Annotated in this window: 18 protein-coding genes and 1 tRNA gene; 5 read left to right on the top strand and 14 right to left on the bottom strand. The window is 34.6% G+C overall.

Annotated features, from left to right (window positions below; translation table 11 throughout):
• Window positions 1-193 precede the first annotated feature (193 nt).
• Together L0669_RS05845 and L0669_RS05840 are read left to right on the top strand one after the other, a co-directional pair.
• Window positions 194-778, top strand: a complete 585-nt coding sequence (locus L0669_RS05845) for an RNA polymerase sigma factor (protein ID WP_263762017.1) — start codon at window positions 194-196, stop codon at window positions 776-778.
• Window positions 765-1,160 (top strand): hypothetical protein, encoded by a 396-nt coding sequence (locus tag L0669_RS05840; protein WP_263762015.1) that lies wholly within the window; start codon window positions 765-767, stop codon window positions 1,158-1,160. Before L0669_RS05845 ends, L0669_RS05840 begins: the two co-directional genes overlap by 14 nt.
• Window positions 1,161-1,163: 3 nt before the next feature.
• On the opposite strand, the gene L0669_RS05835 is transcribed toward L0669_RS05840, so the two are convergent.
• Window positions 1,164-1,733: a hypothetical protein gene (locus tag L0669_RS05835; RefSeq protein WP_263762013.1), complete on the bottom strand. Its 570-nt coding sequence runs from the start codon at window positions 1,731-1,733 to the stop codon at window positions 1,164-1,166.
• 245 nt (window positions 1,734-1,978) lie between these two features.
• On the opposite strand from L0669_RS05835, the gene L0669_RS05830 reads away from it, so the two are divergent.
• Both L0669_RS05830 and L0669_RS05825 read left to right on the top strand, forming a co-directional pair.
• On the top strand, window positions 1,979-2,902 hold the full coding sequence (locus L0669_RS05830) for a PfkB family carbohydrate kinase (protein WP_173968739.1): 924 nt from the start codon (window positions 1,979-1,981) through the stop codon (window positions 2,900-2,902).
• An 82-nt stretch (window positions 2,903-2,984) separates the two neighbouring features.
• Window positions 2,985-4,883, top strand: coding sequence for an amidophosphoribosyltransferase (locus L0669_RS05825; protein ID WP_173968741.1), 1,899 nt, complete (start codon window positions 2,985-2,987; stop codon window positions 4,881-4,883).
• Window positions 4,884-5,729: 846 nt separating this feature from the next.
• Here the strand turns inward: L0669_RS05825 and L0669_RS05820 are convergent.
• The 4 genes from L0669_RS05820 to L0669_RS05805 all read right to left on the bottom strand — a co-directional run bounded on the left by L0669_RS05820 (window position 5,730) and on the right by L0669_RS05805 (window position 9,269).
• Window positions 5,730-6,341: a superoxide dismutase gene (locus L0669_RS05820; protein ID WP_263762011.1), complete on the bottom strand. Its 612-nt coding sequence runs from the start codon at window positions 6,339-6,341 to the stop codon at window positions 5,730-5,732.
• A 138-nt stretch (window positions 6,342-6,479) separates the two neighbouring features.
• The gene (gene pth, locus L0669_RS05815; RefSeq protein WP_263762009.1) at window positions 6,480-7,106 is read right to left on the bottom strand and encodes an aminoacyl-tRNA hydrolase; all 627 of its coding nucleotides are present in this window, start codon (window positions 7,104-7,106) and stop codon (window positions 6,480-6,482) included.
• Between the two features lie 537 nt (window positions 7,107-7,643).
• Window positions 7,644-8,255 carry a 50S ribosomal protein L25/general stress protein Ctc gene (locus L0669_RS05810; RefSeq protein WP_173968744.1) on the bottom strand — a complete coding sequence of 204 codons (612 nt, stop codon included), beginning with the start codon at window positions 8,253-8,255 and terminating at the stop codon, window positions 7,644-7,646.
• Between the two features lie 72 nt (window positions 8,256-8,327).
• A complete protein-coding gene (locus L0669_RS05805) occupies window positions 8,328-9,269 on the bottom strand; it encodes a ribose-phosphate pyrophosphokinase (protein WP_173968746.1) in 942 nt (313 codons plus the stop codon).
• Between the two features lie 230 nt (window positions 9,270-9,499).
• Between L0669_RS05805 and L0669_RS05800 the strand changes: the two genes are divergently transcribed.
• Window positions 9,500-9,579 (top strand) — tRNA-Leu (locus tag L0669_RS05800).
• A gap of 59 nt (window positions 9,580-9,638) precedes the next feature.
• Here L0669_RS05800 and L0669_RS05795 read toward each other — a convergent pair.
• The 9 genes from L0669_RS05795 to L0669_RS05755 form a co-directional block, all read right to left on the bottom strand.
• Window positions 9,639-9,779 carry a hypothetical protein gene (locus L0669_RS05795; protein ID WP_263762006.1) on the bottom strand — a complete coding sequence of 47 codons (141 nt, stop codon included), beginning with the start codon at window positions 9,777-9,779 and terminating at the stop codon, window positions 9,639-9,641.
• 134 nt (window positions 9,780-9,913) lie between these two features.
• Window positions 9,914-10,375, bottom strand: coding sequence for an OsmC family protein (locus L0669_RS05790; RefSeq protein WP_263762005.1), 462 nt, complete (start codon window positions 10,373-10,375; stop codon window positions 9,914-9,916).
• A gap of 230 nt (window positions 10,376-10,605) precedes the next feature.
• Entirely contained in the window at window positions 10,606-11,790 is a 1,185-nt protein-coding gene (locus L0669_RS05785) for an aldose epimerase family protein (protein WP_263762003.1), read from the bottom strand.
• A 280-nt stretch (window positions 11,791-12,070) separates the two neighbouring features.
• Window positions 12,071-13,579 (bottom strand): L-arabinose isomerase, encoded by a 1,509-nt coding sequence (gene araA, locus L0669_RS05780; RefSeq protein ID WP_263762001.1) that lies wholly within the window; start codon window positions 13,577-13,579, stop codon window positions 12,071-12,073.
• A gap of 84 nt (window positions 13,580-13,663) precedes the next feature.
• A complete protein-coding gene (locus tag L0669_RS05775; RefSeq protein ID WP_099710228.1) occupies window positions 13,664-14,365 on the bottom strand; it encodes an L-ribulose-5-phosphate 4-epimerase in 702 nt (233 codons plus the stop codon).
• Complete coding sequence (locus L0669_RS05770) at window positions 14,349-16,040, bottom strand: ribulokinase (protein WP_263761999.1); 1,692 nt, start codon at window positions 16,038-16,040, stop codon at window positions 14,349-14,351. The genes L0669_RS05775 and L0669_RS05770 overlap by 17 nt, the downstream gene beginning before the upstream one ends.
• Window positions 16,041-16,208: 168 nt before the next feature.
• On the bottom strand, window positions 16,209-18,194 hold the full coding sequence (locus L0669_RS05765) for an alpha-L-arabinofuranosidase C-terminal domain-containing protein (RefSeq protein ID WP_263761997.1): 1,986 nt from the start codon (window positions 18,192-18,194) through the stop codon (window positions 16,209-16,211).
• A gap of 393 nt (window positions 18,195-18,587) precedes the next feature.
• Window positions 18,588-20,573 carry a glycoside hydrolase family 127 protein gene (locus L0669_RS05760; protein ID WP_263761995.1) on the bottom strand — a complete coding sequence of 662 codons (1,986 nt, stop codon included), beginning with the start codon at window positions 20,571-20,573 and terminating at the stop codon, window positions 18,588-18,590.
• Window positions 20,574-20,588: 15 nt separating this feature from the next.
• On the bottom strand, window positions 20,589-21,572 hold the full coding sequence (locus L0669_RS05755; RefSeq protein ID WP_263761993.1) for an arabinan endo-1,5-alpha-L-arabinosidase: 984 nt from the start codon (window positions 21,570-21,572) through the stop codon (window positions 20,589-20,591).
• Window positions 21,573-21,630: the final 58 nt, after the last annotated feature.

Raw genomic sequence — 21,630 nt, 5'->3', positions numbered from 1 at the left:
CGAGATGACAAAATTGCGTATAATGTAACGTCGCCGTAATCTTTGTCAAAGTTTAAAACTTTGACAAAATTCTATACATATATAGATTGGAATTTAAACCATACATTTAAGTTGGAATTTGGAATTTTAAAAATATTGGAATTTATTTTCAATTTCTTGTAACCTAAACGCAAAACGTGTCGTCTTACATAATATGAGCACAATAACTGATCAACATTATATCGATAAAATTCTGCAGGGTGATGCAAATGCTTTTGCCGTGTTGGTAGATCGTTATAAAGATATGATCTTTACATTGTCTATAAAAATGATCAAAAACAGAGAAGAGGCTGAAGAGGTTGCTCAGGATACTTTTATTAAAGCGTATAATTCTTTAGTAAAGTTTAAAGGAGATTCTAAATTTTCAACCTGGATTTATAAAATTGCTTATAATACGTGTCTTGATCGTTTAAAGAAAAACAAAAAAGAAGACAACAATATATCTATCGATGAATTTTCGGCTCATTTAATAAAAACGATGGATAATGCTTTGAGCGCTTTAGAAGATAAAGAACGAAAGCAAACGATTCAGAATTGTTTGAATTTATTACCAAGTGAAGAGAATTTCTTGCTAACTTTATTTTATTTTGAAGATCAGAGTTTAGAAGAAATAGGAAAAGTCATGAACATTAATGCTAATAATGTAAAGGTAAAATTATTTAGAAGCCGACAGAAATTAGCTGTAATTTTGAAAAAGCAATTAGAACCAGAAATAATAGAATGTTATGAAAGAAAATGATAAAGAAATAGAAAATCTGATTGAAAAAATGATGAGCGAAAACACTTTGGAATCGCCATCTTTCGACTTTACTTCAAAAATAATGTCTCAGGTTTTAGTGGCTGAACAAAGCAAAATCAAAGCTTACAAACCGTTGATTTCTAAATCGGCCTGGATATTTATTGGCATCAGTTTAGCTGCTTTAACAGCTTACACTATTTACTTCAATAACGACATTTATAATTTTGAAATAGCTAAAACATATTCTGATAAAGCTTCTGCCCTATTTTCAGGAATTCATTTTTCTACAAATGTGCTTTACGCTTTATTGGTCGTTCCGTTTATGGTTTTAATTCAGATTGGGGTTTTGAAGAATTATTTTGATAAGAAGTATGAGTTGTAAAATTTATTTGAAAGAATCTTCTCTTTTAATTATAGAATATCTTGCTTGAATATCATCTACTCTAAGATCGTATCTATTTAAATATAATAAATACGATATTGTAAAAAACTCGTCAGGATTAATAATTAAGGTATTAAGTTCATCATTATTTTCACTGAGTGACGGTTTTGAGTATTTTTTCAAAAATTTATCAAATCCTAAACTATTATATTCTTTTTCTATTTTTGGATTCAATTTAAAATTTTGCAAAAGTATTACCTTTTGGTGTAGCGCATCAAAAACATAATCTTCACTCAAAACAATTTCTAAAAACTCTTTAAACGTTTTATACTCCTTTTGAAAATACATTTTATACGATTGATATAAGAGCTCGCCATTTGTAACAAAAATTTCATTCTCGTTTGTTAGAATGTATAAATCTATAAATGAATAATTATTTATTGTTAATAAAGAATCTTTACTATCGTTATGAAAGGCCAACTTCTCAATCATTTCTTCAGAAAAATTGGGTTCTTTTCTTTCACAGGAAATCAAAAAACAAAGGAATATTAATAAGGTTAGAATTTTCTTCATAAATAAGATTTGATCTTTAAACAAATCTAACTAAAATCTTCAATGCTTTTTTCAAAAATAAATATTGTATTTTAAATCCAAAAAACATATTTTAAGCACTCAGGGCAATCAATTTTAATTCATTCATTTACAATAGTTTTAGCTCCGCAAACGATATTCTTTTTTTATGAAAATTTTGCGAACCTAAACCGTTGCAATATTGTAACTTATGAAGTATCTTTGCACCCTAATTCGAAATTCATAAAATGAATAAATTATTGATTGTTGGAACGGTTGCTTTCGACGCGATTGAAACTCCTTTCGGAAAAACAGATAAAATATTAGGTGGTGCTGCAACGTACATTGGTTTATCAGCATCATTTTTTAACTTACAATCGGCCATTGTTTCTGTAGTTGGCGACGATTTTCCTCAAGAACATTTAGATCTTTTAACTTCAAGAAATATTGATATCTCTGGTATCGAAATTGTAAAAGGCGGGAAAACCTTTTTCTGGAGCGGTTTATACCACAACGATCTTAACTCCAGAGACACATTGGTAACGGAATTAAACGTTTTGGCTGATTTTCAACCAAAGGTTCCTCAAAATTATAAAGATGCTGATGTTGTGATGTTAGGAAACTTACATCCTTTAGTACAAAGCAGTGTTTTAGATCAATTAGAGAAAAAACCAAAATTAGTAGTTTTAGATACTATGAACTTTTGGATGGATTGCGCTTTACCAGAATTACTAGATGTAATTAAACGTGTAGACGTTATCACAATCAATGACGAAGAAGCAAGACAACTTTCTGGAGAATATTCATTAGTAAAAGCTGCCAACAAAATCCAGGAATTGGGACCAAAATATGTGGTGATCAAAAAAGGAGAACACGGAGCGCTTTTATTCCATAACAGAGAAGTTTTCTTTGCACCGGCTTTACCATTAGAAGATGTTTTTGATCCAACAGGAGCAGGAGACACTTTTGCAGGTGGTTTTTCAGGATTTATTGCACAAAGCGAAAACATTTCGTTTGGCAACATGAAAAACGCAATTATTTACGGATCTAATTTAGCTTCATTTTGTGTAGAGAAATTTGGAACCGAAAGGATGGAAACATTAAGCAAAGCAGAAGTAGCGATTCGATTACAACAATTTAAGTCGTTAACTCAGTTTGACATAGAAATATAATGCCCTGAAGCCTCGATAAAACGGGGCTTTTTTATTACGTTATTACGCACAACTTACAACAACAACACAAATACAAAAAACAATGAGCGACGCTTTAAAACACGAATGTGGTATAGCCTTAGTTAGACTTCTTAAACCGCTTGAATATTATAAAGAAAAGTACGGAACTGCTTTCTACGGAATTCAGAAAATGTACTTAATGATGGAAAAACAGCACAACCGCGGACAAGATGGTGCTGGTTTTGCAAGCATTAAACTAGATGTTGAACCAGGACAACGTTACATAAGCCGAGTTCGTTCAAATCACTCGCAGCCAATACAAGATGTTTTCAAACAAATCAACGAAAGAATCAGTGAAGAGCTAAAAGCAAAGCCAGAAATTGGTGATGACGTTGCTAAAATAAAATCTGAAATTCCGTATGTTGGTGAATTATTTTTAGGACACGTTCGTTACGGAACTTTCGGGAAAAACAGCATCGAAAGTGTTCACCCATTTTTACGTCAGAGTAACTGGATGCACCGTAACTTAATTTTGGCAGGTAACTTTAATATGACGAATGTTAAAGAACTTTTTGAAAATTTAGTAGAACTTGGACAACACCCAAAAGAAATGGCCGACACTGTAACGGTGATGGAAAAAATTGGTCACTTCTTAGACAAAGAAGTAATGCAATTGTACCAGGATTGTAAAGCCGAAGGTTACTCTAAAAGAGAAGCTTCTCCGGTAATTGCAGACCGATTGGATATTGCTAAAATACTAGGACGTTCTGCTAAGAATCTTGACGGAGGTTATGCAATGGCCGGATTACTTGGTCATGGTGATGCTTTTGTTTTTAGAGATCCAGCAGGAATTCGTCCAGCTTACTTTTATCAGGATGATGAAGTAGTGGTTGTAGCTTCTGAAAGACCGGTTATTCAGACTGTATTTAATGTACCGTTTGAAAGTGTTCAGGAAATTGATCCGGGAAATGCTTTGATTATCAAGAAAAGCGGAAAAGTTTCGATGGAACAAATTTTAGAACCAACGGTAAAAAAAGCGTGTTCTTTTGAAAGAATTTATTTCTCAAGAGGAAGTGATGCTGAAATCTATCAGGAACGTAAAAACTTAGGTAAATTAATTTTACCTGCGGTTTTAGATTCTATTGACAGCGATACAGACAATACTGTTTTCTCTTATATTCCTAATACTGCCGAAACTTCATTTTATGGTTTAGTCGAAGCAGCTCAGGATTTCTTGAATCAGAGAAAAAACAATTATATTTTAGCCAACAGAAATACACTTACAGCCGAAACTTTACAAGAATTATTGGCAGTAAAAATACGTACTGAGAAAGTTGCGATTAAAGATGCTAAACTTAGAACCTTTATTACTGAGGATAGTAGCCGTGATGATCTTGTTGCACACGTTTATGACGTTACTTACGGAGTGATCAAACCAACAGACAACCTTGTTATCATCGATGACAGTATTGTTCGTGGTACGACGCTTAAAATGAGTATTATAAAAATGATGGATCGTTTAAATCCTAAACGTATTGTAATCGTTTCATCGGCGCCACAAATTCGTTATCCTGATTGCTACGGAATCGACATGGCTAAGTTAGAAGGTCTTGTTGCTTTTAGAGCAGCCTTGGCTTTATTGAAAGAAAGAAATCTATATCATATTGTTGATGAAGTTTACGCAAAATGTAAAGCACAGGAAAACTATCTAGATAGTGATGTTGTGAATTATGTTACGGCAATTTACGATCAGTTTACTCCTGAAGAAATTTCAGATAAAATTGCTGAAATGTTGAGTTCTCCTGAAATCAATGCCGAAGTAAAAATCATTTTCCAGAAAGTAGAAGATTTGCATATTGCATGTCCTAAAAATTTAGGCGATTGGTACTTTACGGGAGATTATCCTACACCAGGAGGTAATCGTGTTGTAAACAGGGCTTTCATGAATTTCTATGAGGGAAAAGACGCAAGAGCATATTAAAAAAATACTAACAAAAGGTTAATTTGTGCATTTCATCGGTTTTTTTTGCCGTTCATCCTATATGTTTGGTAAAATTGAAAAGCTACAATACTTTTGAGATACCATAACATTAGTAGGTTAAGTTTATGGTAGATTTGGGGCAAAAAGGGTGGAAGCAATTCCACCTTTTTTATTGGAATAAACTCAAGTATTTCAATTTAAGACCATTATCTTCTTTTGGTCGGATATATTGACCATTCATCTGAAAAGTTTTTTAAACAAGAATAGCAATCATACATTTACTGAACCATAACATTAGTAGGTTAAGTTTATGGTAGATTTGGGGCAAAAAAGGTGGAAGAAATTCCGCCTTTTTTATTTTCTTTTTTTAGAGAATAGATTATAGAATATAGACTAAAGACTTTTATAACAGATAAATAATCAAAAAGTACTTTCTTTAACTCTACCCTATTTATTTCTTTATTCAGTAATCTTTCGTCTTTATTCTATTCTCTATATTCTTTACTACATTTCCCTATCTTTCTCTTACTTAGTCGGATATATTTACCATTCGTCTAAAAAGTTTTTTTCATAAGAACAGCTATCATACATTTACTAAACCATAACATTAGTAGGTTAAGTTTATGGTAGATTTGGGGCAAAAAAGGTGGAAGAGATTCCGCCTTTTTTATTTTCTTTTTTTTTTTAAGAGAATAGAATAAAGAAGATAGAGTAAAGAGAATAGAATATAGAAAAGAGGTTCTAGAAAAACACAAAAATAGAGATAAAAAAAGACGAGTAACCTATTTCGGCACTCGTCTTTTTTCTATAATCTATTTTCTATTTTCTATTTTCTATTTTCTTAGACTATTTATCTAAAGCATATCTTCTTGCTACTTCTGTCCAGTTAATTACACTGAAGAAAGCTTCAATATAATCTGGTCTTCTGTTTTGGTAGTTTAAGTAGTAAGCATGTTCCCAAACGTCCATTCCTAAGATTGGAGTTCCACCGTTACCAGCAACTTCCGGCATTAATGGATTGTCTTGATTTGGAGTACCAACAACTTCTAATTTTCCTCCTTTTTGAACTGTTAACCAAGCCCATCCTGAACCAAATTGAGTTGCTCCGGCTTTAGCAAATTTAGCTTTAAATTCTTCGAAAGTTCCAAAAGAAGCTTCGATTGCTGCTAATAAATCACCTGTTGGTAATCCGCCACCGTCTGGAGACATTACAGTCCAGAATAAATTGTGGTTGTAGAAACCTCCACCATTGTTACGAACTGCTGCGTTTGTTTTATCTAAGTTAATTAAGATATTTTCTATTGTCTTACCTTCTAAATCTGTTCCTGCAATTGCAGCGTTAAGATTTGTAGTATAAGCATTGTGGTGCTTTGTATGATGGATTTCCATTGTACGAGCATCAATATGTGGTTCTAATGCATCATATGCATAAGGTAATTGTGGTAATTCAAAAGCCATGATATTATGATTTTATGATTTATAATAATTTATTTCAAATTTAGACATTTAACTTTGGAATAGAAAATACTATTTCGTTATAATTGAATATAATTAACTGATAATTTGATTATTTAACAGTTAAACAGCTGTAATTCTTTACTTTCCGTTAAATGTAGTCATCGTGTTTTCTAAACCGGCGGTTCCAAATGATTTGATAATTTCTGAAGAAACTTCTAAACGTTCCGGCAATTTTGCTTTTTCTTCTTCATCCCATTCTCCTAAAACATAATCGATTTGCTGTCCTTTTTTGAACTGATCGCTGATACCAAATCTAAAACGGGTGTATTGTTGTGTATTTAAAACAAGATTGATATTTTTCAATCCGTTGTGGCCTCCGTCGCTTCCTTTTGGTTTGATTCTTATGGTTCCGAATGAGAGGTTTAAATCGTCCGTAATGACCAAAATGTTTTCTAATGGAATGTTTTCCTTGTCCATCCAGTATTTTACAGCCTTGCCGCTTAAATTCATGTAGGTATTGGGCTTAAGCAGAAAAAAGGTTCTGCCTTTGAATTTATATTCTGCCAAAGCGCCCAGTTTTACGGTTTCGAATGAAAGTCCTTCTTTTTTGGCTAAAAAATCTAATACTTTAAATCCAATATTATGTCTTGTATTTACGTATTCGGCACCAATATTTCCTAAACCTACAATTAAATATTTCTTCATATTATCTATGTTCTCTTCTTTTTGTGTTGATGAAAACAGTTTTGTTATCCATTTTATCATGATACAAAAATAAGGTTAATTAGATAATGTGGCAATTAGATCATTAGATAATTTGGTTTGTGCGCGGCTTTAACTGCAAATAATAGCACGCTGATGACGCGGATTTGAATGGATTTACGCGGATTATTTTTTCTCTTTTTACCAGACTAAATGAAACTGAAGACTTTTTCCCTTAGCACCTCAGCAACTTAGCATCTTAGAAACTTATAAAAAAAACAAACTTCTGGCTAGCCCTGACAGAAGCGGCATCCTTTTTCTGTCCGCCGCGGCGGACAGGAAAAGATATAGCGGATGGCAGGAACGTCAGGTCTTGAGAAAACCGAAGATTTCTGCTCCTGAAAATTAAATTCCAAATTTTTAAAATTCCAAATTCCATTTTTTTTAGAAAACAAAACAAAAACTTGACTTTGCTCAACCTCACAGTTCATACAACTTTAATCTAGAAAACTTAGAACCTAAATACCTCAGCATCTCAGAACCTCAAAAAAAAAGCACCAATCTTTCGATTGATGCTTTTTGTATTGAATTTGAAAAAAATTATTTTTTCTTTCCTTTTGCAGGAGCTTTTGCAGCTTTTGCAGCTTCTTGAGCAGCTTTCATAGCAGCACGAGAAATTCTTACCTGAGCAACAACTGTGTTCTCTGGGTGCATAACTTTGTATTCTGGTTTTCCAACTTTAGTAACGTATAATTTGTTACCCATTTCAAGTGGAGTAATGTCAGCTTCAACAAAATCAGGAAGATCTTTAGGTAAAGCTTTAACTTTTAATTTACGTTGATTTAAACGTAAAACACCTCCTGCAAGAACACCTTTAGATGTACCAACGATTTTTACTGGAACTTCCATAGTGATTTCTTTGTCATCAAATAATTGAAAGAAGTCAATGTGTAAAATTTTGTCAGATACTGGGTGAACCTGAATGTCTTGCAAAATTGCATTGAATGATTTTCCTTTTCCAAGCTCAATCACAACTGTGTGTGCGTTTGGAGTGTAAACCAAGTTTTTGAACGCTGCAGCGTCTGCTGAGAAGTGTACTGCTTGATTTCCTCCGTATAACACGCAAGGAACCGCTCCAGCATTACGTAAGGCTTTAGTTGACACTTTGCCCACGCTTTCTCTTTCTGATCCTTTAATTGTAATCGATTTCATTGTAAAAAAATATAGTTATTAATAAATATTCTAATTCTTATTGTAGTGAGATTGCTTCGTTCCTCGCAATGACTACATTATAAATTTTCCACTAATGGAATTGTTGTGGTGTACCATGTGCATTACTTCTGCAAAAAGAGGTGCACAACTCACTACTTTTATTTTCTTTGATTCTTTCTTTAACGGAATTGAATCGGTAACTATTAACTCGCTTAATTTTGAGTTTTCGATTTTTTCGTATGCGTCACCTGATAAAATGGCGTGTGTGCAAATTGCTCTAACGCTTAATGCTCCTTTTTCGATCATTAAATCTGCTGCTTTCGCTAATGTACCACCAGTATCGATCATGTCGTCTACTAATATTACGTTACGCCCTTTTACTTCACCAATTAGTTCCATAGTGTCGATAACGTTGGCTGCTTTTCTTTGTTTGTAACAGATTACTACATCTGATTCTAAAAACTTAGAGTAAGCATATGCTCTTTTTGAACCTCCCATATCCGGAGATGCAATAGTTAAATTGTCTAAATTTAAACTTTTTACGTATGGTAAAAAGATTGTAGATGCAAATAAATGATCTACTGGTTTTTCGAAAAACCCCTGAATTTGATCTGCGTGCAAATCCATTGTCATTACTCTTGTCGCTCCGGCAGCATCTAATAAATTAGCTACTAATTTTGCTCCAATCGGAACTCTTGGTTTATCTTTTCTATCTTGTCTTGCCCAACCAAAATAAGGCATAACTGCTGTAATGTGTCTGGCTGATGCACGTTTTGCTGCATCAATCATTAGTAACAATTCCATCAAATTATCTGCAGTTGGGAAAGTTGAACACACGATAAAAACGCGTAAACCTCTTATTGACTCTTCGTATGATGGCTGAAATTCTCCATCGCTATACGTTGACATCGTTACTTTTCCTAACGGAATTCCGTATTGTTCTGCAATTTTTTCTGCAAGATAAACACTTTGTGAACAAGCAAAAATTTTAGCTTCTGGTTCTAGGTGCGACATTATAATTTGTTGTTTTGTAGTTAGTTGTGTGTGCTTCGTTTTAACGAGGTGCAAATTTAGAAAATTTATTGGACACTGAAAGAAAAAATTTAAGTATTTTTAGTAGAACATTTAATTTTATTTTTTACATTTGCACCGTGTTAAAGGAATAAGCACAGTTATGGCAACATAATTACTTATTCTATTGCGTTAGGATAATTGATTTATTTGATTATTTTTTCGTCTGCTAAGCCCGGATGGCGGAATTGGTAGACGCGCTGGTCTCAAACACCTGTGGGAAACCGTGCCGGTTCGACTCCGGCTCCGGGTACAAAAACCTCTTCGAAAGAAGAGGTTTTTTTGGTTTTAAAGCTTTCTATTTTGCCCTTTTTAATCCTTTGGCTTATGAATATGAGGCTTTAAATCAGGATATTTTGGCTGATTAGGTGGTGTAACCCTTCTTCTTTCATCTGGTGTACCATCTGGCGTCTTTGGTTTTGGCCCCGGCTTAATTGCTTCAATTGTTTCCATAGTTTAATTATTTTAAGGTTATAAAATTATTTTGCAAAACTTAATAAAGTCTTTACAATACAAATAACCTTAATAATGACTTTAAGATATTACGGAAAACCATACCTTATTCAATTTAATACAATAAATATGTTTTAAACCTCACAACTCGCCTCATGCAAAACAGGAAAATTGCACGAATTGGCAATAAAACACAATTGATTGGCTTTAAAATGTAAATTTAAAGCAAGTTCAATTTGGTCTGGATTTGAGATTTTTACTTTTGGTTTTAATCGTACTTCTGTAAAACGCCCGCTTCCGTTCTCGGAAACTTCTAGAGTAGCTTCGGCGTTGTCTGAATACTCAATTACTTCTATTTTATTTTGAGAACAAACATATAAATAGGACATCATATGGCACGAAACCAAACTACTCAACAGCAAATCTTCTGGATTGTATAATTCCGGATCGCCTTTGAAAGCTTTTGCGGCAGAGACATCTAAAACCGGTTTTCCTTCAATTTTTATTTGATGGCTTTTGCTGTAGAATCTCTTTGTTGAATTGATTGGATTTTGTTTGGAAGTCCAGTTTATTGCTGCTTTGAATAGGTGTTTCATTTTGTTTTCGTTTGCTCTTGCTAAATTAAGAATTTTATAAGCTGTAAATGAATTAATCGCGCAAAGCCGCAGAGACGCAAAGAAAATTAAAAAAGCTCAAAAAACTTTGCGACTTTGCGCGATTTTAAAAAACTTACTTTAATTACATTCAAGTTACAAATAAAAAAACCTCGCAAGCATCAATTACGAGGTTTCTTAAAATTACTAAACGAATAAACAGAATTCTAAAACTATTTTTTTACTGAGAATTTAAAAGTAGTTTTAGTTTTATAATTTTCTCCCGGGTTTAAAACCGTTGTTGGGAAATTTTTCTGGTTTGGAGAATCCGGATAATGTTCTGTTTCTAAACATAATCCTGTTCTGTGTGCAAATGTTCCGCCTTTAGGTGTTGGTAAAGTTCCGTCAAGGAAATTCCCAGAGTAAAACTGAATTCCAGGTTCGTCTGTTGTCATTTCCATCACCCTTCCGCTTGCTGAGTGGTATACTTTTGCAATGATTGTTTTTCCTTTTTCAGGATTGTTCAATACCCAACAATGATCATAACCTTTTCCTCTTTCTAATTGTTCGTTTTTAACTTCGATATCTTTTCCAATTAATTTTGGCGTTCTAAAATCAAATGGCGTATTGGCTACATCTTCTAATTTTCCTGTTGGAATTAAAGTCGCATCAACCGGAACAATTTTATCTGCATTTAATGTCAATTCGTGATCTAAGATTGTTTTTGTAAAATCTCCTGATAGATTGAAATAAGAATGTTGCGTTAGATTTACGACTGTTTTCTTGTCAGTTGTTGCTTCATACAAAACTTCTAACTGATTATCATTTGTCAAAGTATACGTTACAAAAACTTGTAGATTTCCTGGATATCCTTCTTCTAAATCTTTACTTAAATAAGATAATTTCAAAGAAGCTGTACTTCCTGATTTTACCTCATCGGCTTTCCAGACAACATTAAAAAATCCTTGTGGCCCTCCGTGCAAAGCATTTGGCGCATTGTTGATGGCCAATTGATATTCTTTTCCGTCTAAGGTGAATTTTCCTTTAGCAATTCTGTTTCCGTATCTTCCGATCAAAGCTCCAAAAAATGGATTCTCTTTTTCGTATTGTGCCAAAGAACTAAAACCAATTACTACATTTTCAGAAACACCGTCTTTATTGGGTACTTTCAATTCTGTAATTCTTCCTCCAAAAGTGATGATATCAACTTCCATCCCATTTTGATTTTTCAGCTTATAGCTATCGACTTTTTCTCCTTTTGCAGTAGTTCCGTAAGAAGATTTTTCGATTGTAACTGTAGCTTTTTCATCAGAAGAAACTGTTGTAGTATCTGTTTTTTTATCGCTTTTGCACTGAACTGAAATTGCTGCCAAACTCAAAAGGCTGATTCCAAAAAGACAACGTTTTAATACATTCATAAATGATAATTTTGTGGTTATTGTGAAATGTTAGATGTTAAAAGTAATCTGCTAGACGTAATAAAAAACGCTATATTTTGACGCGGATTAAACAGATTCGTTTCACGAAGACGCGGATTTAAACGGATTTTTAATATCAAAAATCCGTTTTTATCTGCGCTTTTGCGTTAGCAAATCCGTTTTATCAGTGTTCTATTTTCAAAAAGTTAATTTATTACCCAACAAGTTAAAAGTAACAAAAACTTAGAACCTAAGCAACTTAGAACCTTAGTATCTCAGACTACAATCCATGTTGAAACAAATGATAATAAGCTTCGTTTGCATTGATCTTATCTTTAAAGTCTCTTACAGTAGTTTTTTCATCAATAACCAATAATTCGATTCCGGCAATATCTGCAAAATCTTCCATATATTCTGTTGTGATCGCCTGGCTGTAAACGGTGTGATGCGCTCCTCCGGCAAGAATCCATGCTGTTGCTGCGATATCAAGGTTTGGTTTACAATCCCATAAAACTCTTGCAACAGGTAATTTTGGTAAATCTGCTAATGGTTTAATCGCTTCAACTTCGTTTACAATCAAACGGAAACGATTCCCCATATCGACCAACGAAACGTTGATTGCATCTCCGGCTGGTGAATTAAATACCAAACGTGCAGGATCTTCTTTTCCTCCAATTCCTAACGGATGAACTTCGCAAGAAGGTTTTGCCTCTGCAATAGATGGACAAATTTCTAACATGTGAGATCCTAAAACATATGATTTTTGTGGAGTGAAATGATACGTATAATCTTCCATGAAAGACGTTCCTCCTTCAAGACCAACATTCATTACTTTTAGTGCACGAACCATTGCAGCGGTTTTCCAGTCTCCTTCTCCACCAAAACCATAACCATCGGCCATTAATCTTTGTGTTGCAATCCCTGGCAATTGTTTCCAAACTCCAAGGTTTTCAAATGTATCTGTAAAGGCTCCAAAACCTCCTTCTTCAAGAAAAGCTCTTAAACCTAACTCTATTTTTGCTGCTTCTACTAATGAACTTCTTTGCGCGCCGCCTTCTTTTAAAGCATCAGTCAAAGAATAAGAAGATTCATAAACGGCTAATAAATCGTTTAGTTGTTGCTCTGTAACTTTCTCGATATGCTTGGTAACATCTGAAGAATCATATCCGTTAACCGACATTCCGAAACGAATTTGAGCCTCTACTTTATCACCTTCTGTAACGGCAACTTCACGCATATTGTCTCCAATACGAGCTACTTTTAGGTTTTGAAGTTCGTCCCATCCTAATGTTACTCTTGTCCAAACACCAAGTTTGTTCAAAACGCGAGGATCTTCCCAGTGTCCAACCACAACTTTACGCTTTTTACGCATTCTTGACATGATAAAACCAAACTCACGATCTCCGTGTGCCGATTGATTCAGGTTCATGAAATCCATGTCGATAGTTCCCCACGGAATTTCAGCATTATATTGTGTATGTAAATGGCATAATGGTTTCTTTAAAATACTTAATCCGCCAATCCACATTTTAGCTGGAGAAAAAGTATGCATCCAAGCAATAATCCCAATACAGTTTTTTTCTGAATTCGCTGCCAAACAAACATCTAAAATCTGAGCAGGAGATTTTACCACATCTTTATAAACCACTTTTACCGGAATACTAGATGATGCGTCTAATCCTTTTGCAATTAGCTGTGAATGTTCTGCAACTTTTCTTAATGTTTCTTCACCGTATAATTCCTGGCTTCCTACTACAAACCATACTTCTTTTTGAGATATATCAATCATGCTGTTTAATCGTTTATTTGTTGAATTGTTTAATCGTTTGCAGGTTATAAAAATCTAAAATCTGCATTCTAAAATCTAAAATTATTATTGTCCGTAATACGAATCTTTTCCGTGCTTACGATTGTAATGTTTCTTTATTAGGGAATCTTTTAATCTTGGTGCGTTTGGATTTATTTGTAAAGTCAGGTAGGCCATTTCGGCTACTACTTCAAGAACCTTACTATTATAAACTGCTTTTGCAGCATTTTTTCCCCATGCAAATGGACCGTGATTTCCAATCAAAACCATTTCTACTTCTTCGTACGAAAGATTTTTTTCTTTGAAACAATCCAAAATCTGAATTCCGGTATTGTGTTCGTAATTTCCTTCTATAAGCGCATCTGCCATTGGCGGAGCACACGGAATATCAGCTGTTAAATGATCTGCATGCGTAGTCCCAAAAATCGGAATATCGCGTTGTGATTGTGCCCAGGCTACCGAATAAGTGGCGTGTGTATGCGCAACGCCTCCAATATTTGGCCAGTTTTTATACAAATAAGCGTGCGTTTTTGTATCTGATGACGGACGCATCGAACCTTCAATAATGTTATTATCAAAATCGACAATCACAATATCTTCGGGTTTTAAATCTTCGTAAGGAACGCCGCTTGGTTTAATGGCAAAAACACCATTTTCTCTATCGACAGCACTCACATTCCCGAAAGTATATACGACCAGATTCAATGCATTTAACTGCATATTGGCTTCATAACATTCCTGTTTTAAATCTTTATAAAGAGAACTCATGTTGCGAAATTTTAATAGTTGGATCTTCGTAAGCACTTAATTGATCGTATGCCAAAAGCAGTTTATGATAAGCTGCTACTTTTTCTAATTGAGGGAAATATTCTCCGTCGAAATCGCTTCCTATTTTTTGACTTGCTTCAATTACATTTGGATAAATTCCGGCTGCTACTGCTGCATAAATCGCCGCTCCCAAAGCTGGAGTTTGGTCTGAAGCTGCAATTTTAATTGGCTTGTTTAAAACATTTGCCAAAGTCTGCATGATAAAAGGAGATTTACGGGCAACGCCACCAATTCCGATTACGCTGTCAATTTTTACTCCTTCTTCTTCAAAACGATCCACGATTTTTTTCGCTCCAAAACAAATTGCGTTTACCAAAGCTTTAAAAATATGTGGTGCTTTTGTTCCTAAAGAAAGATTCGAAATTGCGCTTTTCAATTCCTGATTAGCATCTGGAGTTCTTCTTCCGTTAATCCAGTCTAATGCAATTGGAAGACTGTCTGAAACTGGAATTTTCTCTGCTTCTTTAGTTAATTCTACAATTAGTTTATCGCTGAATTCTTCTCTTAATTGTTCTTTTTGAGCATCATTTAAAACTGTCGAAGCAGTTAATAAATGATCTGTTGGCCAAAGCAATAACTCTTTGTACCAAGCCAGTAAATCTCCAAAAGCAGATTGTCCGGCTTCTAATCCAATATAACCCGGAATCACAGAACCATCAACTTGTCCGCAGATTCCGCGAACGGTTTTAGTTCCTACTTCTTCTTTTGAACCTACCAAAATATCGCAGGTTGAAGTTCCCATAACGCGAACTAAAGTATTCTCACCAATCTTAGCTCCAACTGCTCCAGAATGTGCATCGAAAGTTCCTACGGCTACAACAGTATCTGTAGAAAGTCCCAAACGATCTGCCCATTCTTTGCTTAAATTTCCGGCAACTACATCTGATGTATACGTTTCATCATAAAGATTACCACGAAGTTGAGCCAAATAAGGATGTAGTTTTTCTAAGAATTCAACTGGCGGTAAACCATTCCAGTCCTCGTGCCACATTGCTTTGTGTCCTGCAGCACAACGGCTTCTTTTGAAAGTTTTTAAATCTTTATCTTCTATCAATAAATAGGTCATTAGATCGCAATGCTCCATCCAGGTGTGCGCAGCATTTCGAACTGCTTCATCTTCTCTTGCAATGTGAAGGATTTTTGCCCAAAACCATTCTGATGAATAAATTCCGCCTACATATTTCGTTACATTTTCTCCGCCCCAGCTTACTGCCAATTCGTTGATTTCGTTTGCTTCATTTATCGAAGTATGATCTTTCCAAAGTACCATCATCGCATTTGGGTTTTCTTCAAAACCTTTTGTCAATGCTAACGGAATTCCTTCTTTGGTTACCGGAACCGGAGAAGATCCTGTTGTATCAATGCAGATTCCGCGTACTTGCGAAGGATCGACTTTACTTTCTTTTATAACGGTTTGAATGGTGATTTCTAAACCTTCAATATGGTCTAAAGGATGTTGGCGAAACTGATTTGCAGCTGCGTCACAATATTGCTTGTTTTTCCATCTTTTGTAATGAGAAACATTTGATGCCAGCTCTTGCCCATTTTCAGTATCTATTAGCATCGCTCGAACTGAATCTGTTCCGTAGTCCAATCCTATAACGTAATTTTTCATTCGAAATTCTTTTTATAATAATGACAAATATAAATATAAAAATTTTATAAGTGTACAAAAAACACTTAATAAAAATAAGCCTTTTAATTTTTGCAAATAATGCATCAAAACAGTCGTTTAGAATCAAAACAGAAAACAAACGTTGAATTTACATTTATTCTCTTGCGATTATTTCATCTTTATCTTCAAAACGGTAACTGAGTAAGCCGGAAAATCATATTGAACCTTGTTTCCGTTTACTTTAAATTCGCTTTCTTTTGGACTAATTTTAGTTGGAGATGCAAAAGAGTTCTCATCATTTATTCCGTCTCCTTTTAAGATTATTGCCGTTCCTTTTGTATCTAATTTTGTTCCTTTTACATCAATCGAAGCATTTTGTGCCGATGCCGAAGCATTCACAATTTTCAGGATAACTTCTTTAGAATTCACATCTTTTACTGCCGATGCAAACAAATCGTTTTGTCCTGTAATGGCTTTTCCGTCTTTTGTAATATTGATTAAATCTGTTCCTTTATTGTTGGAGAATAATTTCTGAACATAATAATTTGGCGTTCCGTACGATTGTAAATTGTTGAACCAAATCATATCCGGTGTCCATTGCCATCCTTCTACGTGAGCCAATAAAGGCGCATAAGATGTTAAGTGAACTACCTCAGCATTACGTTCCATTCCGGTCATAAAAGCGGCTTCAGAAAAAGCACATTCCCAGTTGTTTTTATTATCCGGACTTGCAATCGCTACACTTTGTGCTGCATATTCTCCTGCAAAAATTTTTGGTCCTTTTCGGTCATAATTGTCGTAACGAGTTACGTTTTTACGGAACCAGGCCGGATCTTTATAATAATGTTCGTCTACAATTTCTGCATTTAGTTTTTTAAGTTCTTTCATGCCGTAATCAAAATAATCTCCGTCAGGAAATGGTCCTGTTCCCGAAACAATAATGATGTTTGGATATTTGTCTTTTATTGCTTTTTGAAACACTTTGAAACGCTCGATATAATCTGGTCCCCATTGCTCATTTCCAACTCCAATATGTTTTAAATTGAATGGTTTTGGATGTCCCATATCAGCACGAACTTTTCCCCAAGCAGTTGTTTGATCGCCATTTGCAAATTCAATTAAATCTAAAGCATCTTGCACATAAGGATCTAATTGATCCATAGGAACTAATTCTCCTGTGTTGAACTGACAGGCCATTCCGCAGCTTAAAATTGGTAAAGGTGCAGCTCCAATATCTTCTGAAAGTTGAAAATATTCATAGAATCCCAAACCAAAACTCTGGAAATAATCCGGTGCAGGTTTATGCGCAAATTCCGTATTCCAACGGTTAATCATTGTTTCCCTGTCTTCAACATTTCCAATCGATTTTTTCCATTGATAACGCAATGCCAACGTTTTTCCTTCAACAATACATCCGCCCGGAAAACGTAAAAATCCTGGTTTCAAATCGTATAATAATTGCACTAAATCAGCACGCATTCCGTTTTTTCTGCCTTTCCAGGTATCTTCCGGAAATAACGAAATCTGATCTAAATCGATTACTCCACTTCCTTCAAAAGTGATTTTAATTTGAGCTTTTGCTTCTGTTGCCGTTGCAGTTAATTGAGCTGTATAATTTGTCCAGTCTTTTGATGTTGGAACAATCGAAGTTTCGCCTAAAACCTTTTTATTTTTATCAATGAATTGAATTTTAATCTTCGAAACATTTCCAGATATTTTTGAAGCTTTTAGCGATAAATTATATTTCAGATCTTTCTTGATTCCCATTCCTCTGAAACCTTCATTGATCAATTCATAACCGTTTGCATCGTTTATTGTAACTCGGCAATAATTATGATTGGTTCCTTTTTGAGAATATTGAACGATGTTCGCGATTCCGGATTGAAGGTTTAGTTTGTGTCGGTCGCTGTTTGGTTCGTTCCATCCCATCATTGGAGTTTCGAATTCAAACGATCTGTTCTTGATCATCTCGGCATATAATCCTCCATCAGCAGCAAAATTGATATCTTCAAAAAACACTCCGTACATGGTTGGTTGAATTTTGGTAATCGATTTTGCAACGTCTACCTGAAGATTGTTTTTTTGTGCCGAAGCATAAAAGCCGTTAAGCATCAAACCGCAAAGGGTAATTTTTGTAATTAAATTGGACTTCATTTTTATTATGTTTGTGTTTTTATGGCACGCGGATTATACTGATTCACTAAAGTGAAAGCGCGGATAAAAACGGATTTTTATTTTCTATACTTTGACTTTTAAACACATAGAAACATAGCTTTTGATTTCTTAAAAGGCATTTCATTTATCTAAAAAAACATAGCTATGTGTGCAAATCCAGATTTGTTTTATTCTCTTTTTTATTCATTTAGAAATCTATGTTTCTATGTGTTTAAATATTTCTCTCGCAGATTTTGCAGATCGAGCAGATTTTTTAATCTTTTTAATTCTTTAATCTGTGGCTATTTTTATTTCTAAATGTTCAACGGATTAAAATCCGTCGCTACAATATGCTTCATCCCTCCGGAACTTTTAATTTTTAATTCTTAATTTTTAATTGGTTTTATAGTCCAACCAAACTTTCATTTTCCCAACTCCTCTGTTTGACCAGCTGTAATACGGAATTGCTTTGAATTTTGAATTTTCGATTACGTTTACACCTTGCAATAAATTAGGTTCTTTTTTTACTTTGAAAGTGTCTCCTGATGCTACATTTATTTTGTCGAAATTGTTTTTATTATCAACTTCTTCTACAGCATAAACAATTGGACCATATTCTAAAGCGACTTTGTTTTTATTGCTTGCTACTTTTGCATTGGTTTCAACTTCCTGAACTTCCATTGGAAAATTAAGATTGATTTTGTCTCCTTTTTTCCAATTTCTTGTAATGGTGAAATAACCGTCTTTTGGGTAAAGTGCCAATATTTCTCCATTCAGGTTAATGGTTGCTTTTTGAGTTGAAGCTTTTTTATAAGAATATAAATCTCCCGGCAAAACTTCATTTCTTGCCCAACCCGGAACTCTCAATTTGATTGTGAATTGGCTTTCTTTTTTCGGGTTAACCGAAATGTTTACTTTTCCGTTCCAGGGATATCCGGTTTGCTGAGAAATCTGTAGATCGGTTTTTCCTAAAGTGAAAGAGGCGTTGTTTGAAGCATACAAATTGACATAAAGCGCGTCTTTTGATTTCGAATAAATAAGACCCGGAATTGAAGGCACAAATCGGATTAAGTTTGTTGGACAACAAGAACAATCAAACCAAGCCTGACGAGTACAAGATCCTCTGTTTGACTTGAAAACACCATCAGATTCTAAAGCATTTGGATAGAAAAATTCTTTTCCGTCTAATGAAATTCCGGAGATTAATCCGTTGTACATGGTTCTTTCGATTACATCAAAATATTCTGATTTTCCGTATAAATTGTGCAATCTGTGGTTCCAGTAAACATCGCCAATTGCAGCGCAGGTTTCGTTATAAGCGGTTAAGTTGGGCAATTCATAATTGTCTCCAAAAGCTTCTCCGTCGTGTCTGGAACCAATTCCGCCGGTGATGTACATTTTTTTGTTTACCATATTGCTCCACAAATTATTCACTGCATCGGTATAACCTTTGTCTTTTGTCATGGCAGCAATATCTGTCATTCCAGCGTACATATAAACGGCTCTTACGGCATGACCAACCACTTCATTTTGTTGAATAACCGGAATATGATCTTGTGCATATTCGCCATATAATTTATGATTGTTCGGATTTCCGCGATTGTCTAAATAATATTTTGCCAGTTTTAGATAATCTTCTTTTCCTGTAATTTGATACAATTTGATCAAACCTGTTTCTACAATTTGATGCCCCGGAACTCCTTTTACCTGACCTGGTTTATCACCAAAAGTTTTTACTAATAAGTCGGCATTTTTGATGGCAATATCAAGGAAATTTCTTTTTCCGGTTGCTTCATAATGTACCACAGCAGCTTCGATCAAATGTCCTGCATTGTAGCATTCGTGGCTAATTTGCAATGATTCCCAACGTTTTCCTTCAATAACCGGAACCCAAGGCGCTGGTGGTTTTGCAGGATTTATGGTTCTCCAGGTTGTTAGGTATCCATCTTTTTCCTGACCAATTTTTACAATGGCAATCAAGGAATCTAATACTTTTTCAAGTTTTGGATTTGGTGCGCTAATTAAGGTATTCGATGCGCCTTCGATAATTTTATAAACATCAGTATCATCAAATGGCATTTCTCCTCTTACTGTTCCGGTTTTTTGTTTTCCCGCAATTAAGAAATTTTCAAAACGTCCTTCTTCATTACATTTTTGAATGGCATATGCAATTGTAATTTCCTGTACTCTTTTTATAATAGGCAACCAAAAAGAATCGGTCAGTTTTACATTTTGAATGTTGACCGGTTCAATTTCGTAGCCTGCTTTTAGAGCCGATGTTTTATTCGATTGTACGACGTCATTTCTGGTTTCTTTACAGGAAACAAAAATTAGGAATGATAGAAAAACTGTTACAATATGGAAAGTGTATTTTTTCATTATATTATTTTTATTCTATTTTAAAACGGGCCATAAATCATTGTCCCAAAGCATTTCTTTAACGACTAATCTTGGTGTTCCGTTGGTTTTCTTTTCGTAAGCGTGATAAAAAATATAATCTTTGCCATCAAAAGTATAAGCGCTGTTATGGCCTGCGCCAAAGTAATTTTCATCGCCCTGAACAACAATACTTCCTCCGCCTTCATTTAAAGATTTTCCGTCTTTATCGACATAAGGTCCTGTTACATTTTTAGCTCTTCCAACAACGACTTTATAGGTGCTTTTTTCTCCCCGGCAACATAAATCCCAAGAAAGAAATTGATAATAATAGCCATTTTTCTTGAATATAAAAGGAGCTTCCAGCGCGCCATCTCCGGGATCTGAATCCGGTAATTCAAAGGTTCTTTTTCGTTTTGAAATGGTATGCCATTCTTGTGGCTGAGCAATTGATTTTAAATCGGGATTTATTTTTACTAATTTCAATCCTTCCCAAAAAGAACCGAATGATAACCACGGCGTATTGTTTTCATCAAAGATTAAATTCGGGTCAATGGCATTCCACATATCACGATTGGGTTGTGATTGAATCACAATTCCCTGATCGACCCATTTGTACTTTTTGTCTTTTGGATCTAATGTTGTATTGGTCGCTACGCCAATCGCCGATGTATTTTTGGCGAAAGCCGAAACCGAATAATACAGATAATAAACATTGTTGTGCAATGAAATATCCGGCGCCCAAATGTGGTTTTTGAAATCGGCCGCAACGCCATCTGCCCAAACGGGTTTGTCTTTGAAAACCTGCGGTTCGGGATTCCAGTTTTTTAAATCTTTCGAACTAAAAACACTGATTCCGTTTCCGGTGCAATACAAATAATAAGTGTCTTTTTGCTTGATAACGACGGGATCGTGAACGACTATTTCCTGCGCAAATGAAACCGAACCAATCAGAAGGATTAGTGCTAGAATTGCCTGTTTTATGTTTTTATAAAATTTCATGTTTTGATGTTTTTTTACCATATAAGTCATATAAGATAATTTAAGCTTTGCGTTGACT

Source organism: Flavobacterium bizetiae (assembly GCF_024271895.1).
In the GTDB taxonomy this organism is placed as follows: Bacteria; Bacteroidota; Bacteroidia; order Flavobacteriales; family Flavobacteriaceae; genus Flavobacterium; species Flavobacterium bizetiae.
The sequence above is the reverse complement of the archived record's forward strand: the minus strand, read 5'-3'. Positions and strand labels throughout refer to the sequence as shown.

Excerpts from the sequence above, each read along its gene's own strand:
- L0669_RS05845 (WP_263762017.1), top strand. The coding sequence starts at position 194 with ATGAGCACAATAACTGATCAACATTATATCGATAAAATTCTGCAGGGT.
- L0669_RS05810 (WP_173968744.1), bottom strand. The coding sequence starts at position 8,255 with ATGAAATCGATTACAATTAAAGGATCAGAAAGAGAAAGCGTGGGCAAA.
- L0669_RS05805 (WP_173968746.1), bottom strand. The coding sequence starts at position 9,269 with ATGTCGCACCTAGAACCAGAAGCTAAAATTTTTGCTTGTTCACAAAGT.
- araA (WP_263762001.1), bottom strand. The coding sequence starts at position 13,579 with ATGATTGATATATCTCAAAAAGAAGTATGGTTTGTAGTAGGAAGCCAG.
- L0669_RS05785 (WP_263762003.1), bottom strand. The coding sequence starts at position 11,790 with ATGAATGTATTAAAACGTTGTCTTTTTGGAATCAGCCTTTTGAGTTTG.
- L0669_RS05755 (WP_263761993.1), bottom strand. The coding sequence starts at position 21,572 with ATGAAATTTTATAAAAACATAAAACAGGCAATTCTAGCACTAATCCTT.
- L0669_RS05770 (WP_263761999.1), bottom strand. The coding sequence starts at position 16,040 with ATGAAAAATTACGTTATAGGATTGGACTACGGAACAGATTCAGTTCGA.
- L0669_RS05825 (WP_173968741.1), top strand. The coding sequence starts at position 2,985 with ATGAGCGACGCTTTAAAACACGAATGTGGTATAGCCTTAGTTAGACTT.
- L0669_RS05775 (WP_099710228.1), bottom strand. The coding sequence starts at position 14,365 with ATGAGTTCTCTTTATAAAGATTTAAAACAGGAATGTTATGAAGCCAAT.
- L0669_RS05835 (WP_263762013.1), bottom strand. The coding sequence starts at position 1,733 with ATGAAGAAAATTCTAACCTTATTAATATTCCTTTGTTTTTTGATTTCC.
- L0669_RS05830 (WP_173968739.1), top strand. The coding sequence starts at position 1,979 with ATGAATAAATTATTGATTGTTGGAACGGTTGCTTTCGACGCGATTGAA.
- L0669_RS05765 (WP_263761997.1), bottom strand. The coding sequence starts at position 18,194 with ATGAAGTCCAATTTAATTACAAAAATTACCCTTTGCGGTTTGATGCTT.
- pth (WP_263762009.1), bottom strand. The coding sequence starts at position 7,106 with ATGATAAAATGGATAACAAAACTGTTTTCATCAACACAAAAAGAAGAG.
- L0669_RS05840 (WP_263762015.1), top strand. The coding sequence starts at position 765 with ATGAAAGAAAATGATAAAGAAATAGAAAATCTGATTGAAAAAATGATG.
- L0669_RS05760 (WP_263761995.1), bottom strand. The coding sequence starts at position 20,573 with ATGAAAAAATACACTTTCCATATTGTAACAGTTTTTCTATCATTCCTA.
- L0669_RS05790 (WP_263762005.1), bottom strand. The coding sequence starts at position 10,375 with ATGAAACACCTATTCAAAGCAGCAATAAACTGGACTTCCAAACAAAAT.
- L0669_RS05820 (WP_263762011.1), bottom strand. The coding sequence starts at position 6,341 with ATGGCTTTTGAATTACCACAATTACCTTATGCATATGATGCATTAGAA.
- L0669_RS05795 (WP_263762006.1), bottom strand. The coding sequence starts at position 9,779 with ATGGAAACAATTGAAGCAATTAAGCCGGGGCCAAAACCAAAGACGCCA.